The sequence below is a fragment of the Mycoplana sp. BE70 genome (assembly GCF_031455855.1).
GTDB lineage: Bacteria > Pseudomonadota > Alphaproteobacteria > Rhizobiales > Rhizobiaceae > Mycoplana.
Genome location: NZ_JAVDTM010000005.1, coordinates 13943 through 28988, shown reverse-complemented (window position 1 = coordinate 28988; position 15046 = coordinate 13943). Strand labels below are relative to the sequence as shown.

Sequence of the window (15046 nt, the reverse complement as noted above, 5' to 3'; positions counted from 1 at the left end):
TGGATACCAACACTATGTCACAGCGTCTGTTTGCCGATCCCCAGTTTCCGGCCGTTCCGGTCGTGGGTGAAGACAATCTCTACCCGGTGCACCGCATCTTCTGCGTTGGCCGCAATTACGTCGAACACGCCAAGGAAATGGGTGTCGAGGTGGACCGGGAGGCTCCGTTCTACTTCCTCAAGCACCCGCTTTCCCTCGTTCCGAACGGCGCGTCGATCCCCTATCCCCCGGGCACCGGGAACTACCATCACGAGATGGAATTCGTGGTCGCCATTGGCAAGCCGCTGTTCAAGGCCTCTAGGGAAGAGGCCCTGAACGCCGTCTTCGGCTACGCAACCGGGCTCGACATGACCCGCCGCGACCTGCAATTGAAGGCGCGCGAAAAGGGGCGCCCATGGGATTTCGGCAAGGACTTCGAAAACTCTGCCGTCCTCTCCGCGATCACCCGCGTGGACGCGTTCGGCGCGATCGGCGACCAGTCGATCTGGCTCGAGGTCGATGGCCATGTGCGGCAGAAGGCATCGCTTGCCGATCTGGTGTGGAAGGTGCCTGAGCTTCTTGCCGACCTCTCCAACTACTATCATCTCCAGCCCGGCGATGTGATCTACACCGGCACGCCAGCCGGGGTGGGCGCCGTCGTTGCCGGCCAGACGCTGCGCGGCGGTGTCGACGGGCTTGACGAAGTCAGGCTCGCTATCGGTCCCGCTGAGTAGGGCCTACGAGGCCCGCGTTTCACATCATGTGGGAGCTGGCTCGAGCCGGCTCCTGCAATACGAAAGCGCGAGGCGCGGCTTAGCTCCATCTGAGGGGCGCAAACGCTTGCAGCGCCTGCCTTGCTGCCGCTGTGCGCTACCGTTCGATTTCCTCCTTGCGCCTGGCAACGAACGCTTCCAGCTCCTCGTCGATCGCCGGGTCGAGCGGCGGCTGCTCGTAGGTTCGCAGCAGTTCTTTCCAGACCGCGTTGGCGCGATCGGTGCCCGTGCGCGCGCCGCTTTCGGACCAGTTCTCGAAATTGCGCCAATCCGAAAGCATCGGCTCGTAGAAGGCATTCTCGAACCGCGCCAGGGTGTGGCTGGTTCCAAAGAAGTGACCGCCGGGGCCGACCTCACTGATGGTGTCGATCGCGAGACTGCCCTCATCGACAGCAATGGGATCAAGAAAGCTGCGCATCATCTGCAACATCTCCGCATCGAGCACGAGCTTTTCGAAGGAAGCGGTCAATCCACCTTCAAGCCAGCCCGCGGCGTGCTCGATCAGGTGAACGCCGCCCATGACGGTACTCCACAGAGACATGCCGCTTTCATAGGCCGCTTGAACGTCGACCGCGTTCGATGCCGTCACGTTGGAAGAGCGGAACGGTACGCCGTAGCGGCGTGCCAATTGACCCGAGGCGATCTGCGCCTTGGCGTATTCGGGCGTTCCGAAAGCGGGTGAGCCAGTGCGCATGTCCACGTTTGAGGTGAAACCGCCATACAGCACCGGTGTGCCTGGATTGACGATTTGGGCAAGCGCGATCAGTGCCAGTGCCTCGGCGTTCTGCTGAGTGAGAGCGCCCGCTATCGTCACCGGACTCATCGCACCGGAAAGGGTGAAAGGGGTCAGCGCGATCGGCTGGCCCGCGCGCGACATGGCGACCAGACCCTCCCCCATCGGAATGTCGAGCCTGAGCGGCGAGTTGGAGTTGATGATCGTCAGCGCCGCCGGATTCTTCTTCAGCTCTTCGCGGGATTGCCGAAGCGTGATCGAGAGCATGTCGATCGCGTCCTCGACACGGTAGCCGCCCAGCGCCCAGCATTGCCAGTTCTTGTCGGTCAGCCGGATTGCGGCGAGATAGAAATCGAGGTGGCGGCTGTCCGGTGGCAGGTCGGTCGGCTCGCAGGGGCAGCCCCCTTCCTGGTGAATGACATTAAGGCTATGGACCAGCCGGATGTAGTCGCACATATCGGCGTAGTTGCCGGCGCGGCGGCCGCGATCGATGTCGCTGACAAAGGCGGGGCCACCGGTGGCCGCGAAGATCAGACTGCCATCTCCCACCCTCAGGTTTTTCGCGGGATTTCGCGCCTGCAAGGTGAACGTTGATGGTGCGGTTCGGATCGTCTCCTCGATCATGGCGGGATCGAAGCGGACACGGTGGGTCGCTTCATCCACAACCGCACCCGCGTCCGTCAGGAGCCGCCTGCTTTCGTCGTGCATGATCTCCATGCCCGTATCGCGCAGTAGGGCGAGTGATGCGAGATGGATGGCCTCGACTTCATCTGCGCTCATCACCTGAATCGGCGGGTAACGGTTTGCCACGTTGGCGAAGGGCAACTGCCTGACGCTCGAACCTGCAGCCAGGCGACGTTCGCGCCTGTTCACCGAACTGCGTGCCATGATCGTATTCCTTGTCATTCGTCACGTTGGATAGCCCTTCCCGCGTCCGAAGATGCGCTCGACGCGGGAAGAGCGTCTGATCGTCAGGCTTTGGCGAATCGGGTCACATCGAGATAGCCGTCAGCCAGGATGCAGGGCTTCAGCCCATCGCGGGCAACAGCCGCAAAGGTTTCGTGCGTGATGAAGACGAAACCACCCGATTCCTCCATCAGGTCCTGCATTTTGCGATAGATGGCACCGCGTTTTTCCTGGTCGGTTTCGGCCATGCCTTCCTGATAGAGCGTCTCGAATTCGGGGCTATCGAACTGCGACCAGTTGTAGACCCCGATCTGCGATGGCCGGAACCAGGTCAGGTTTTCAGAGGGATCGACACCACCGGCGAAGTTCATCAAGACCAGTTCGAGGGTCTTCCAGGTGTCGCCCGAGCTCTTGTCGCCAAGCGTCCAGTACACGCCATCGTCATAGGATTTGATTTCGACGGTAATGCCGACCGCACCGAGCAACGCCTGGATGATCTGGCAGGTCAACTGGCTGGTTTTGTCGTTCTGGGCGGCCAACTCGATGGTGAGGCCGGATACGCCCGCCTCATCGAGCAGGGCTTGCGCCTTGGCGGCATCGGCAGGGTAGAGGATCGCTTCTCGATGGCCGATCATCGCCGGCGGGACAACTCCGGTCGCAGATGCGGCGAGCCCGGAATAGGATCCCTCCATGATCTGGCTGACATCGATCGCATATTGGATCGCACGGCGAACTTTTTCCTCGGCGAATTTCGGATTGTTGACATTGATCGCGAGCCAGGAGAGGCGGTTGCCGTCCATCTGAATCAGCGACGTCTTTTCCGGCACCTTGTCCTTGTAGGTCGCAAGCGTGTTGAGGCTGATCTTTGAGTAGTCGATCGCTTTGGACTCATAGGCGAGTGCTGCGGCCTCGTCGTCGGTGATGATCTGGAACTGCACCTTCGGGAAGGCCGGCGGCGCGCCCTTCCAGGCCGGGTTGAGCTTCAGCGACAGGCTTTGCTTGGGCACCCACTTGTCGATCAGGTAAGGACCCGCACTGGCGGGGACTTCGGTCGTAAACTTGCCGCCGGCGGCCTCGACGGCCTTCTTGCAGACAATGTGCCCCATGTAATAGGGCAGGGTGGTCACCCAGAAGGGAGCAGAGGGCGACTTGAGATGGATGACGCCCGACCTCTCGCCCGTGACCTCGACCTCCTTCAGTGCGTCGAAGGCATAAGCCCATGCCGAGGCGTTGTCCGGATTGGCGACCCGCTCGAATGAGTACTTCACGTCTTCGGCAGTGACAGGACCGAAATCGCCGGTCCACACGAGCCAGTCGTGCAGCTTGAACTCGATCTCGGTCGGAGACTTCTGTTTCAGCTCGCTCGCTGCATGGGGTTGCCACTTCACGCCCTCGCGGACGTCTTCCAGCCTGTTAAGCGAGACGAACAGGCAGCGGCCGATTTCCTCCTCGAGAAGGCCGTTCTGGAAGGCCGGGTCCAGCACCTCGATGTCGGATGCACCGCGGATGACGAGCGTATCGCCCTCGACCGCATAGGAAAGGCCCGGACGCATGGCGATTGCCGCGGCGCCGGCAGCGGCGCCGGCCAGAAAATACCGTCTGTTGATCGAAATCCCATTCATGATCGTCTTCCCTCTGGTTTGTTGTTTGCTCGTTCTTGGACCTGCTACCTGGATACGACGTGAAGGCCGCGCACTGCCGCTGCCGACGCCGCTGGCAGCGGAAAGTGGCAAGCGACCTGACGATGGCCAGGCTCATCGGCGAGTGTAGGTGCCTCCACGCGGCAACGCGCCTGGGCGAAGGGGCATCGCGTATGGAACTCGCAGCCTTCCGGCCGTGCCGCGATACTGGGAACCTCGCCGAGCACAGGCGGCTCCGTCCGCCGCTTCGCCGGATCCGGCACCGGCTCGGAATCGAGGAGAGCCCTCGTGTAGGGATGCTTCGGCGCACGAAAGATTTCGGATGCCGGACCGCTTTCCACGACGCGGCCCAAATAGAGGATGACGATGCGATCGGCGATATGGCGTGCGACCGAAAGGTTGTGGGTGATCACCAGGAAAGCCGTGCGGTGCTGCTCGCGAAGTTCGAGGAAGAGATTGAGCACGCCGCCCTGGACCGAGACGTCGAGGCCGGCGGTCGGCTCGTCGGCGACGATCAGCTTGGGGATCACCGAGAGTGCGCGCGCGACCGCGGCACGGCGCGCCTGCCCGCCACTCAGCGCATGGGGGAAGCGCGACAGGAAGCGTTCGGACAGCCCCACCTGCTGTGCAAGCGCGACAAGGTCCTCCATGCGGGTAGAGCCCGAGCGGGCGATGCGGCGTGGCTCGGCGATCATGGCGCCGATCCGTTGTCGTGGATTGAACGAACTCAGCGGATCCTGGAAGAGCAGGGCCGCCTGGCGGCGCACCGCACGGAAGCTTTTCGCGGAAAAATCCGCAAGCGCGGCGCCTTCGAGTGTGATCCTGCCGGACGACGGCTTGACCAGGCCAAGAAGCGCGCGGCCGAAAGTCGTCTTTCCCGAGCCACTCTCGCCGACCATGCAGACGATCTCGCCCGACCGTATGGCAAGCGATACGTCGAGCAGGATTGACAGAGGCTTGACGCGTGCGAACGGCAGCCATTTCGCCGGCACGTCAACCGAGAGCTTGGTGGCTTCGATCAGGGCCGGCGTTGCACTCATGGCTTGCTCCTGTGGCAGCGGGCATGGTGCCGGGGATCAGCGGACGCGCTGACCCATGGCGGTGAGAGCGTCAGGCATCGCTCTTCGGTGAAGCGGCAGCGCCCGGCAAAATCGCAGCCTGTCCCGCCCGGGCGAGGCACCTCGCCGGCGATGACCGGCAGTCTGCCGACGCCGGTCGGGATCAGGGCCGGTTCGCAGGCAAAGAGCGCCTGGGTGTAGGGATGGCGAGGGTCACTGAAGATCGTTTCTACCGCGCCTTCCTCGACGATCTGGCCCGCATACATCACCGCGACGCGATCGCAGATTTCCGCGATCACACCCAGATGATGCGAGATGATGAGTATAGAGACGCCGGCGGTTTTTCTGAGCGACCTCATCAGGTGGAGGATCTGGGCCTCCATCGTCACATCGAGCGCGGTCGTAGGCTCGTCGGCGACCAAGAGTGCCGGCCTCATCAAAAGCGCCGCGGCGATCGCCACCCGCTGGAGCATGCCGCCGGAAAGCTGAAAGGGATAGGCGTCGAGCTTGCCCATCGGGTCGGGAATGCCGACTTGCTTCAAGGCCGCGATGATGCGTTCCCGCTTGGTGGCGACGGTCTGGTCACGATCGCGCCACAGCAGGTCGACGAGTTGCTTTCCGAGCGTGTGGATCGGGCTGAACGCTGCCATCGGGTTCTGGAAGATCATCGCCGCCGACGGGCCGCGAAGCACGGAAAGCGTTGTGCGGTCGGCATCCAGAATGGTGTTGCCGGCAAGGACGAACCGGTCGCCGCGCACACGCGCGGCTTTCGGCAACAGGCCGAGGATGGAATGCGCCAGCGTGGACTTGCCGGAGCCGCTTTCGCCAATGATGCCGACGATCTCGCCCGGTCCGACCGTCAGGTCGACACCGACCACGGCCGGAACCACGCCCCCATAGCTCACCGAAACGTTGTGTATTTCGAGAACCGGGGCGCTCATGGCTTGCGCTCTGGATTGAGCTTCGGGTCGAGCGCGTCGCGCAGCGCCTCACCAAAGAATGTGAAGCCGATCGTCGCCAGGATCAGCGGGACGCCGCCGGCAACTACCGGCACCGCGCTGTTGCGGATGACGGCGAAGCCGTCGCTCAGAATGTTGCCCCAGCTCGGGATCTGCGGCTTCACGCCAAGGCCGAGGAAGGAAAGTCCCGCTTCCAGCGTGATGACCGTCGAGATGTCGAGACAGGCAAGGATGAGCAACGGCCCGATAACGTTAGGCAGCAGGTGGCGGAACAGGATGCGCGGCGTCCCGGCGTTCATCGCCTGCTCGGCCTTGATGAAGTCGCGGGTTTTCAGGCTGAGCGTCTGCGCACGCACGAGCCGCGCATAGGAGGGGACCGAATAGAGCACGATGACGAGAATGACGGTGGAAACGCCGGGGCCGAGCAGCACGACGATGGCGAGCCCCAACATGATCATCGGCAGTGAACTGATGCTGTCGAAGACGAGGATCAGGAGACCGTCCAGCCAGCGCGGACCATAGCCAGCGATCATGCCGAGCGGCAGGGCGAGCGCGATCGCCACCGAAAGCGACGTCAGCGCGACGGTCATCGCCGTGCGCGTGCCGACGATCACGCGCGAGAGGAGGTCGCGGCCGAGCTGGTCCGTGCCGAGGAGATGGGCCAGTGACGGGTCGGCCAGCCGCGCCTTCACATTGATCGCCGTGGGATTGTAGGGGACGACATATGGCGCAAGGATCGCCATGCCCACGATCAGCACAACCAGGATCACGCCGATCGCGCCAAGTGGCGTCGACATGACATGCGCGATCGTGTGCCCGACGCGCCTCAGTGCGCCTGGTTCGGGCGCGACAGTCTCGTTCGTTGTTGCACTCGCGACGGTCGCCATGTCACAAACCGCTCCTGACACGGGGATCGAGCCATGCGGTGACGGCATCGGCGAGGATCATGCAGATCACGTAGAGACCCGACGTGAAGAGCACGGTTCCCATCACGAGCGGAAAGTTGCGCGACATGACGGCATCGTAGGTCATCTTGCCGAGCCCGGGCCTGGTGAAGACAATCTCGGCGAAGACGGAGCCGGTCAAAAGACCGCCGAATCCGACGGCGATGACGGACAGAATGGCCAGCAGTGCCTGTTTCAGCGCATAGGCATAGATGATCCGGGTTTCCGGAACGCCGTAGGAGCGCAGTGTGCGCACGTAGTCCTCGCCCATCGCCTCGATCATCGCCGCCCGCACGAGCCGCGAGACGTAGCCGACCCATCCCAATCCGACCGCAAAGGAGGGCAGGATGAGGGAGCGTGCTTGAGCGCCAATGTCGCCGGGCTCGCCGGCTCCGATAGCCGGGAGCCAATTGAGCCAGACGGCAAAAACCAGAAGCGAATAGAGCGCGACGACGAAGGAAGGCACGGCGACGAAGGCAATCGAGACGAGGCCGATCAACCAGTCGCCCCATTTGCCGTGATGGACAACGGCAACACAGCCCAGCAGGATGCCGAATGCTACCGCCCAGATGAAACTCGCAAACGCCAGCATCACCGTATAGGGCAGCACTTCGAGGATCATGGTGAGAACGGGGCGGCGGCTCCAGACGTCCTGTCCAAGATCGCCATGCGCAAGGCGCCCCAGGAACGCGGCGAGCTGTTCCAGGACCGGTCGGTCGAGCCCCATCAGCTCCCGGAAAGCCTCCCGCATCTCGGGCGTCGAGCGCGGCCCCAGCGCCACCACCGTCGGGTCGCCCGGGATCATGTGCATCATCGAGAACAACAGGATCGCGACGATCAGCAAGATGACGAAAGCAAGGGCTGTGCGGCGGAGCAGGAAGGTGATCATCGCGACCCGCCTCGGCAGTTGGCGACCGTCATCAACAGCCGATGGCGTCGGCCGGGCGGTCGGGTCTGGCCCGCGTCATGCGCACTTGCGCCGGCAGGCATTACAAATGGTCGCGGTCGATCCATTCGTCTCCCTCCCGTTCGAACATGAGTTGGCCCCGCTCATGCACCTCGAGCCGCCATTCCAGCCGGAATTGCGTGGCCGTCGATGTAACCACGACCCGCGATCTTGTTTCCGCGTCCGCATCCGCGCTGCGGTAGCCCAGCACCCACCCGGTATCCAGGCGCGCGGATAGGGGATCGTCCTCCGTGATCGACATTTCGTCCACGACCCTGGCCCAGGTTTCGTTGGCGCGGTCGGTCAGCAATTGCCGGCCGTGGTTGCTGGAGAGCGTCAGCGTTTCCCTGCGCTTGCCGGCATCAACCGCAAGCAGCCGCGAATGGGACTCGTCCTCCAAGACGTCCATCGGCACCGGCGGCGAGATCTCCGCCTCGTCAAAGATCTCGCCGCCGTCTCCCGGTTGTGGTGCACGTACCGGAAGGACGAGCCGACAGGCACCGGGCTCGAACGAAAATGTCGGCAGGCCCGGCTGCGGCCAGAGTACCGGCCAATGCTGGTTCGACAAAGCAAGGCGCAGGCGGTTGCCTTTACCGAAGCGACGGCCGCAATGGTTAAGCTCGAGACGTGCCCTGACCGGGTGCGCGGCCCTGATCGGTAGCGGATGCTCGCGGTTGTCGCGCTGGGCCAGGTTGAGCGCCCCCCAGCTCACGAGGGTCGATGTCCCGTCGGGCAGCACCTCGCAAAGTCGGGCGGTGAGCGTGCCGAAGGGCAGGTCGGAGGCAAGCGTGAACTCCAGCACCGGCGCGCCGAGCAGGTCCAGGTCCTCGGCAAGCGGCGCGCTGTCGAAGCACAGACCCAGTCCGTCCTCGCGACGCTGGTCGCCGGCCATATCCGGCACTTCCCCGCCATAGCCGCCATAGCGGCCGCAGTCACGCCCGGCCGTGACCGGCGAGCGCAGCCGCATCGTGTCGCCGATCGCGGGCACAGCGTCGAGTCGGCCGCTGTTGAGGAAGAGAACCTGCGCTGTGACATTGGGCGAGGGCCAGGACGGATCGCGTACCCAGCGGCCCGGATGATCGGGATAGACATGTGCAGGTCGGTGCGGATCTTTGAGGTAGGTCGTGTAGGCGGGCTCGTCCATGATGCCGGTGTCGACGCCCTCGAGCCAATGCCGCCACCAGCGGATCGCTTCGCCAAGGTAGCCGATCGCCGGGCCGGGTTCCCCAAGGAAGGGATAGGCATGGGTCCAAGGCCCGATCAGCCCCTTGCGAGGGCCAGAAAGCCCTTCCATCAGCCGGGGCACGGCATTGAAATAGGTGTCGTCCCAGCCGCTGATGGCATAGACGGGGATGTCGATCTTGGAAAAGTCCTCGCAGACAGAACCGCGCTTCCAGTAGGCGTCGCGGCGCTGGTGGCGCAGCCAGACGGAGGACCAGCAGCTTGTCGCCTCCAGCCGCTCCCGCCACATCGATCGCCAGCGTTCGCCGACGATTTGCGGGTCCGGCGGCAAGGCGCCAAGGCCGAGGATGAACGACGACCACATGCCATCCTCGGTCAGAAGATTGCCGCCGAAGTAGTGCACGTCATCGGCATAGCGATCGTCGGAGCAGCACAGTGCGATGATGGCCTTCAAGGCTGGCGGTCGGCGCGCGGCAACCTGCAGTGCATTGAATCCGCCCCAGGATATGCCCGTCATGCCGACCGCGCCGGTGCACCAGGGCTGGCGCGCGAGCCAGGCGATGATCTCGCAGGCGTCGTCCTGCTCCTGTTCGGTGTATTCGTCGGTCAGCACCCCTTCCGAGTCTCCGGATCCGCGGATGTCGACGCGGCAGCAGGCGAAGCCGTGGCCGGCAACATAGGGGTGCATCTTCATGTCGCGGAACACGGTCCCGTCACGGCGACGATAGGGGATGAGTTCCAGGATCGCCGGAACCGGACGCTCCTCTGCATCCCGCGGCAGCCAGATGGTGGCAGCAAGACGCGTCCCGTCCCTCATGGTGATGAAGACCGGGTCGAGGGTGCGGACGCGGCGGGGGAACGTGTCGACGACCCTGGTCATGGGACACCCTTTCCGGTGTCGCGCGGCTCAGGCCCATCGGCTTCCGCCTCGTCGTGCGGCGTCCATTCGTAGCGCGACATGCCGGCGGCGGCCACCATCATGGATGCTCCTATTCGGCCGCCTCGGCCGGTTCGCAATCGGTGATCGGCGTATCGCGCAGATAGGGTCGGCGGCTGCCGTTCTGCCCCAGTTCGCGCGCGGCCTTGTGGCCGCTATGCACCGCATGGGTGATCGCTCCGGGCGCGAGCGCATCGCCGATTATGGTGATGCTCCTGATGCCGGCTGCATCCAGATCCGCGCGCCGGGCCTCGATTGCTTCCTGCAACTCGTTGCGCGGCGTGCGCAGTCCGACGATCAGGACGGAGCGACATTGCACCCTCGTCTCCTCGCCGGTGAAGAGGTGGACAAGCGTTGCGGTTTCGCCGTCGAAGTCCTTCAGCGTCTGTAGTGTCGTGACCGGGACGTTGCGGCGCGAGAGCGCCCGGTGCACGAGCGGTAGCTCGTTCGTCATGATTGTCCAGGCCGAGGCCTGGCCCGCCGGCGTAACGTAGGCGACGTCGATCCCCCTGGCGGCGAGGTGCTCGGTCAGAACGCCGCCACAGTAGTAGTTGTCGAAGTCGAAGACGAGCGTCGGTCCCTGCGGCCACCGGCCGGCCGCGATGTCGTCGGGCGTGTAGACCTCCGGGTGCGCCAATCGGCCGACCGGGATCTCCATCGAGGAATAGAGCATCCGGGTCCAACGGGCACCGGTCGCAAGCACGAGATGATCGGGAGCGAGGTCGATGATCTCGTCCACGCCGAGCCGGCTTTCGAGGTACATCGAGACGTTCGGCATCTCGTTCAGCCGCCCGAGGCGATAGTCGACGACGCGGTTCCAGGCGGCAAGGCCGGGCAGGGTCTTCTCAAAGGTGAGCCGGCCGCCCCAGCTGGAGCCGGCATCGGCGAGCGTCACGTCGTGACCCTGTCGGGCTGCGGTCAACGCGCATTCGAGGCCGGCAGGACCGCCCCCGACGATCAGAACCTTCTCGTGCCGTTGTGCCGGCGCAACCCGTTCGGGATGCCAGCCGCGGCGCCATTCCTCGCCGGCGGTGGGGTTCTGCGTGCAGCGCACCGGAACGCCGTCGTGCCAGCTGGAGATGCAGATATTGCAGCCGATGCACTCGCGGATCTGCTCGATCCGGCCCTCGCGGATCTTGGCGGGCAGGAAGGGGTCGGCGATCGAGGGGCGTGCGCCACCGATGAAATCGAGCACGCCGCGGCGGACTTGCGACACCATGGTGTCGGGTGAGGTGAAGCGGCCGACGCCGACCACCGGCTTGTCGGTCATCACCTTGACGAAGTCGATCACCGGCTCGTGGCTGCCCTCGCCGGTGAACCTGGAGGCGGAACAGTCCGTCGGGCTCGAATCCATCTTTACGTCGAAGAGATCGGTGTGGTCGGACAGCAGGCGGACGAGTTCGTGCGCCTCGGATTGTTCGTGGGTGCCCGGACGGCCGCGCAGTTCCTCCAGGCTGACGCGCAGCGCCACGCCGCAATCCCTGCCGACGGCATCGCGGGTAACATCCAGCATTTCGCGGACGAAGCGGACGCGGTTCTCGATGCTGCCACCGTATTCGTCGGTGCGATGATTGTACTCTGGCAGCAGGAACTCGTAGCCCAGATAGCCCATGCCGGCATAGACGTAGATGATGTCGAAGCCGGCGGTGCGCGCCTTTCGGGCGCCTTCTGCCTGCCAATCCAGTACGGCCCTGATGTCGGCCTTGTCCATGCTGCGCGGGCGAAGATTGCCCATGAAGCCGACATGGGTCGCCATCCAGGGGATGCCGGACGGCGACAGTGGCGGCAGGCGGCTGGCCCGGTTCATCACCGATGCGCCGCCGTGCCACAGCTCGACGCCGGCGAGCGCACCGTGTCGATGCACGGCCTCGGTCATCAGCGCATGCGCGCGGATGTCGTTTCTGTCCCACATCGTCGCCATCGGCAGCGGCGCGTCGTCGGAGCTCGGATCGATGGAACAGGCGCCGGTGCAGACAACGCCCCAGCCGCCTTCGGCCTTGGTCTCACGGAAGGCTGCGCGCACCCTCGGCAGCGCATTGGTCATGCCGCTTGCGTGCGGCACTTGGTAGAAGCGGTTCGGCGCCGTTACCGGACCGATCCGAACAGGTTCGAACAGCACATCGTAGCGAGAATCCCGCGCCATGTTTCAGTCCTCGTTCCCCGCCTGCCATTTTTCCGGCAGGTCATTGAGGGCAAGGATAGGCATGGAACATTGGATTTCGCAACCGAAATTATAAGATCGTATAACATCGCTTGAAAAGCGTTCATTTTCATGTATTTAATGTAATCGTCATGAGCGTCAGCCGCGAGGCGAACGCGAAAAATTCGGCGGTGACGCCTTGGCAAAGGGCGGTCAGACCAAGCAAGAGCAGCAGGCACAAAGGTAGACGCGATTGGCACGCCGCGAACAGACGAAGGGCAGGGCGCGTTATCGTCGGGAAACGCCCGAGGACCGCCGCCGGCAGCTCGGCGAGGCGGCCCTTCGCTGCATCGTCAAGCACGGCAATGCCGGCGTCTCGGTGCGCCAGATCGCCGCCGAGGCGGGCGTCACGCAAGGGCTGATCACCCATCATTTCGGCGAAATCAACGAGTTGGTCGCCTATGCCTTCGACATCATGTCGGCCGGGCTTCTGCAGGCGCTCCTGTCGGCCGTCGACGAGGCGGAACCAACCCCGCGGAAGCGGCTGGACGCTTTTATCGAAGCGTCGTTCTCGCCCATGCTGTTCGACCGCGACGTGCTCGGCGTTTGGGTGGTCTTCTGGGGACTGATCCTTCATTCGCCGCGGATGAGCGCCTCGCAGCAGGGCGAATATTCCGACTATGTTGCCACTATCGAAAGGCTGCTCGGTGACCTGGCGGCATCCGAAGGTTTCGCGATCGGCGACATCCGGCTGACGGCCGTTGCCTTCACCGCGCTGCTCGATGGCCTCTGGCTCGCATGGTGCTTGAACCCCTCTTCCTTCAAACCCGAGGAGGGCGTCCAGATTTGCCGCAACTGGGTGGAAGGCTTGCGCCGTGGCGCCTATGCCTGAAGGATCGATGGCTGGGCACCGGCGAAGCGTCGCGTCGTTCGAGCGGGCCCCGATGGACTGAAGATGGGCCGCCTTAAAGCGGCTTCTTGATCCATTTGGACAATACGCCGACAATGCCTTCGCGGAATAGCAGCACGGCTATGACAAAGACGACGCCTTGCACCACCGTGACCCAGGCACCGAGGCTGGCCAGATAGTTCTGCATCGTGATTATGATCGCGGCGCCGACCATCGGCCCGAATATGGTGCCCATACCACCGAGCAGCGTCATGAGCACGACCTCGCCCGACATCCCCCAGTAGACATCCGTCAGCGATGCCAACTGGACGACGATTGCCTTGGTAGCGCCCGCGAGGCCGGCCAAAGTGGCCGACAACACGAAGACCGCCAGCTTGTAGTGATCGGCGCGGTAGCCGAGCGACACGGCCCTGGGCTCGTTGTCCCGGATAGCCTTCAACACCTGCCCGAACGGCGAGTGGACGATGCGATAGATCAGAAGCACGCCGAGCAGGAATATTGCGGCCACGACATAATAGAGCGTCATCGTGTCGGATAGATCCAGGAAGCCGAACAGATATCCTTGTGGCACCGCCTGGATACCGTCTTCGCCGCCGGTAAAGGGAGCCTGCAGCGCGAAGAAATAGGTCATCTGGGCGAAGGCCAGCGTGACCATCGCAAAGTAAATGCCCTGGCGGCGGATGGCGAGCGCGCCGAATACAAGACCGAGGGCGGCCGCGGTCGTTGTGCCGGCCAGAATGGCGAGTTCCGGCGAAAGGTCCCAGACTTTAGCGGCGTGTGCCGAAACATAGCTCGCCATGCCGAAGTAGGCGGCGTGGCCAAACGACAGGAGACCGCCATAGCCCAAAAGCAGGTTGAAGGCGGAAGCAAACAACGCGAAGCAGAGAAGCTTCATCAGGAAGAACGGGTAAAACAGGCTCGGCGCGATCAGGAGCAGGCCCGCAAGAGCGAGAAAGACCGTCATGTGCAGGCGCTTATTGCGGGTGGGCCGATCGACAAGGATGGCGTCGGCGCTCACAGGTTCTGCCTTGGCGCTCATGTCAGCCCTCCTTACCGAACAACCCGGCCGGCTTCACGAGCAGCACGAGGGCCATGATGACGAAGATGACCGTTGCGGCGGCCTCCGGATAGAAGACCTTGGTCAGGCCTTCGATGAGGCCGAGCGCAAAGCCGGTGACGATGGCGCCGAGGATGGAGCCCATGCCGCCAATGACGACGACCGCGAAGACGACGATGATGAGGTTTGAGCCCATCATCGGATTAACCGCGTAGATTGGTGCGGCCAGCACGCCGGCAAAGCCGGCAAGCGCGACGCCAAATCCGTAGGTGAGCGTGACAAGCAGCGGCACGTTGATGCCGAACGCCTGCACGAGCGTCGGATTTTCCGTGGCGGCGCGAAGATAGGCGCCAAGTCTGGTTTTTTCAATTATGAACCAGGTGGCGAGGCAGACGACGAGCGAGGCAACGACGACCCAGCCCCGATACAGCGGCAGGAACATGAAGCCGAGATTGACGCCGCCGGAAAGTTGCGGCGGGATGGCGTAAGCAAGGCCCGACACCCCGTAGCCGTTGCGGAACAAGCCCTCGATTATGAGAGCCAGGCCGAAGGTCAAAAGCAGCCCATAAAGATGGTCGAGCTTGTAGAGCCGGGAAATCATCGTCCGTTCGATGACCATGCCGATGGCCCCGACGATCAGCGGCGCCAAGACCAGGGCCGGCCAGTAACCGATGCCGAGATAGGTGAGCAGCATCCAGCCGACGAATGCGCCCATCATGTATTGGGCGCCGTGGGTGAAATTGATGATGTTGAGAAGTCCGAAGATGACGGCGAGGCCGAGGCTCAGGGTTGCGTAGAACGCACCATTGATGAAGCCGAGCAGCAACTGACCGTAGAGTGCAGCGGACGGAATACTGAAAATTTCAGCCATCGGATCGTGTT

12 protein-coding genes are annotated in these 15046 nt (G+C 63.6%); 2 read left to right on the top strand and 10 right to left on the bottom strand.

The features are described 5' to 3' along the window. The first annotated feature begins 14 nt into the window (after nucleotides 1–14). Entirely contained in the window at nucleotides 15–713 is a 699-nt protein-coding gene (locus tag J2Y48_RS10575; protein ID WP_310416916.1) for a fumarylacetoacetate hydrolase family protein, read from the top strand. 136 nt (nucleotides 714–849) lie between these two features. On the opposite strand, the gene J2Y48_RS10570 is transcribed toward J2Y48_RS10575, so the two are convergent. The 8 genes from J2Y48_RS10570 to J2Y48_RS10535 all read right to left on the bottom strand — a co-directional run bounded on the left by J2Y48_RS10570 (nucleotide 850) and on the right by J2Y48_RS10535 (nucleotide 12200). After that, complete coding sequence (locus J2Y48_RS10570; RefSeq protein ID WP_310416913.1) at nucleotides 850–2373, bottom strand: trimethylamine methyltransferase family protein; 1524 nt, start codon at nucleotides 2371–2373, stop codon at nucleotides 850–852. 83 nt (nucleotides 2374–2456) lie between these two features. Beyond that, nucleotides 2457–4013: an ABC transporter substrate-binding protein gene (locus J2Y48_RS10565; RefSeq protein WP_310416910.1), complete on the bottom strand. Its 1557-nt coding sequence runs from the start codon at nucleotides 4011–4013 to the stop codon at nucleotides 2457–2459. A gap of 44 nt (nucleotides 4014–4057) precedes the next feature. Further along, nucleotides 4058–5071 (bottom strand): ABC transporter ATP-binding protein, encoded by a 1014-nt coding sequence (locus J2Y48_RS10560; protein WP_310416907.1) that lies wholly within the window; start codon nucleotides 5069–5071, stop codon nucleotides 4058–4060. Continuing rightward, nucleotides 5068–6030 (bottom strand): ABC transporter ATP-binding protein, encoded by a 963-nt coding sequence (locus tag J2Y48_RS10555; RefSeq protein WP_310416905.1) that lies wholly within the window; start codon nucleotides 6028–6030, stop codon nucleotides 5068–5070. Before J2Y48_RS10555 ends, J2Y48_RS10560 begins: the two co-directional genes overlap by 4 nt. Further along, nucleotides 6027–6935, bottom strand: coding sequence for an ABC transporter permease (locus J2Y48_RS10550; RefSeq protein ID WP_310416903.1), 909 nt, complete (start codon nucleotides 6933–6935; stop codon nucleotides 6027–6029). Before J2Y48_RS10550 ends, J2Y48_RS10555 begins: the two co-directional genes overlap by 4 nt. A 1-nt stretch (nucleotide 6936) precedes the next feature. Next, the gene (locus tag J2Y48_RS10545) at nucleotides 6937–7881 is read right to left on the bottom strand and encodes an ABC transporter permease (protein WP_310416900.1); all 945 of its coding nucleotides are present in this window, start codon (nucleotides 7879–7881) and stop codon (nucleotides 6937–6939) included. Nucleotides 7882–7981: 100 nt separating this feature from the next. Continuing rightward, on the bottom strand, nucleotides 7982–10000 hold the full coding sequence (locus J2Y48_RS10540) for a CocE/NonD family hydrolase (protein ID WP_310416898.1): 2019 nt from the start codon (nucleotides 9998–10000) through the stop codon (nucleotides 7982–7984). Nucleotides 10001–10109: 109 nt separating this feature from the next. Next, nucleotides 10110–12200 carry an FAD-dependent oxidoreductase gene (locus tag J2Y48_RS10535; protein WP_310416895.1) on the bottom strand — a complete coding sequence of 697 codons (2091 nt, stop codon included), beginning with the start codon at nucleotides 12198–12200 and terminating at the stop codon, nucleotides 10110–10112. Between the two features lie 250 nt (nucleotides 12201–12450). Here J2Y48_RS10535 and J2Y48_RS10530 point away from each other — a divergent pair, with 250 nt between their 5' ends. Next, complete coding sequence (locus J2Y48_RS10530; protein WP_310416893.1) at nucleotides 12451–13089, top strand: TetR family transcriptional regulator C-terminal domain-containing protein; 639 nt, start codon at nucleotides 12451–12453, stop codon at nucleotides 13087–13089. 73 nt (nucleotides 13090–13162) lie between these two features. On the opposite strand, the gene J2Y48_RS10525 is transcribed toward J2Y48_RS10530, so the two are convergent. Then, on the bottom strand, nucleotides 13163–14146 hold the full coding sequence (locus tag J2Y48_RS10525; RefSeq protein WP_310416890.1) for a branched-chain amino acid ABC transporter permease: 984 nt from the start codon (nucleotides 14144–14146) through the stop codon (nucleotides 13163–13165). Between the two features lies 1 nt (nucleotide 14147). Next, entirely contained in the window at nucleotides 14148–15035 is an 888-nt protein-coding gene (locus tag J2Y48_RS10520; RefSeq protein WP_310416887.1) for a branched-chain amino acid ABC transporter permease, read from the bottom strand. Between the last annotated feature and the right edge of the window lie 11 nt (nucleotides 15036–15046).

Coding starts and splice junctions, on each gene's coding strand:
- J2Y48_RS10575 (WP_310416916.1), top strand. CDS start 15: ATGTCACAGCGTCTGTTTGCCGATCCCCAGTTTCCGGCCGTTCCGGTC.
- J2Y48_RS10570 (WP_310416913.1), bottom strand. CDS start 2,373: ATGGCACGCAGTTCGGTGAACAGGCGCGAACGTCGCCTGGCTGCAGGT.
- J2Y48_RS10565 (WP_310416910.1), bottom strand. CDS start 4,013: ATGAATGGGATTTCGATCAACAGACGGTATTTTCTGGCCGGCGCCGCT.
- J2Y48_RS10560 (WP_310416907.1), bottom strand. CDS start 5,071: ATGAGTGCAACGCCGGCCCTGATCGAAGCCACCAAGCTCTCGGTTGAC.
- J2Y48_RS10555 (WP_310416905.1), bottom strand. CDS start 6,030: ATGAGCGCCCCGGTTCTCGAAATACACAACGTTTCGGTGAGCTATGGG.
- J2Y48_RS10550 (WP_310416903.1), bottom strand. CDS start 6,935: ATGGCGACCGTCGCGAGTGCAACAACGAACGAGACTGTCGCGCCCGAA.
- J2Y48_RS10545 (WP_310416900.1), bottom strand. CDS start 7,881: ATGATCACCTTCCTGCTCCGCCGCACAGCCCTTGCTTTCGTCATCTTG.
- J2Y48_RS10540 (WP_310416898.1), bottom strand. CDS start 10,000: ATGACCAGGGTCGTCGACACGTTCCCCCGCCGCGTCCGCACCCTCGAC.
- J2Y48_RS10535 (WP_310416895.1), bottom strand. CDS start 12,200: ATGGCGCGGGATTCTCGCTACGATGTGCTGTTCGAACCTGTTCGGATC.
- J2Y48_RS10525 (WP_310416890.1), bottom strand. CDS start 14,146: ATGAGCGCCAAGGCAGAACCTGTGAGCGCCGACGCCATCCTTGTCGAT.
- J2Y48_RS10520 (WP_310416887.1), bottom strand. CDS start 15,035: ATGGCTGAAATTTTCAGTATTCCGTCCGCTGCACTCTACGGTCAGTTG.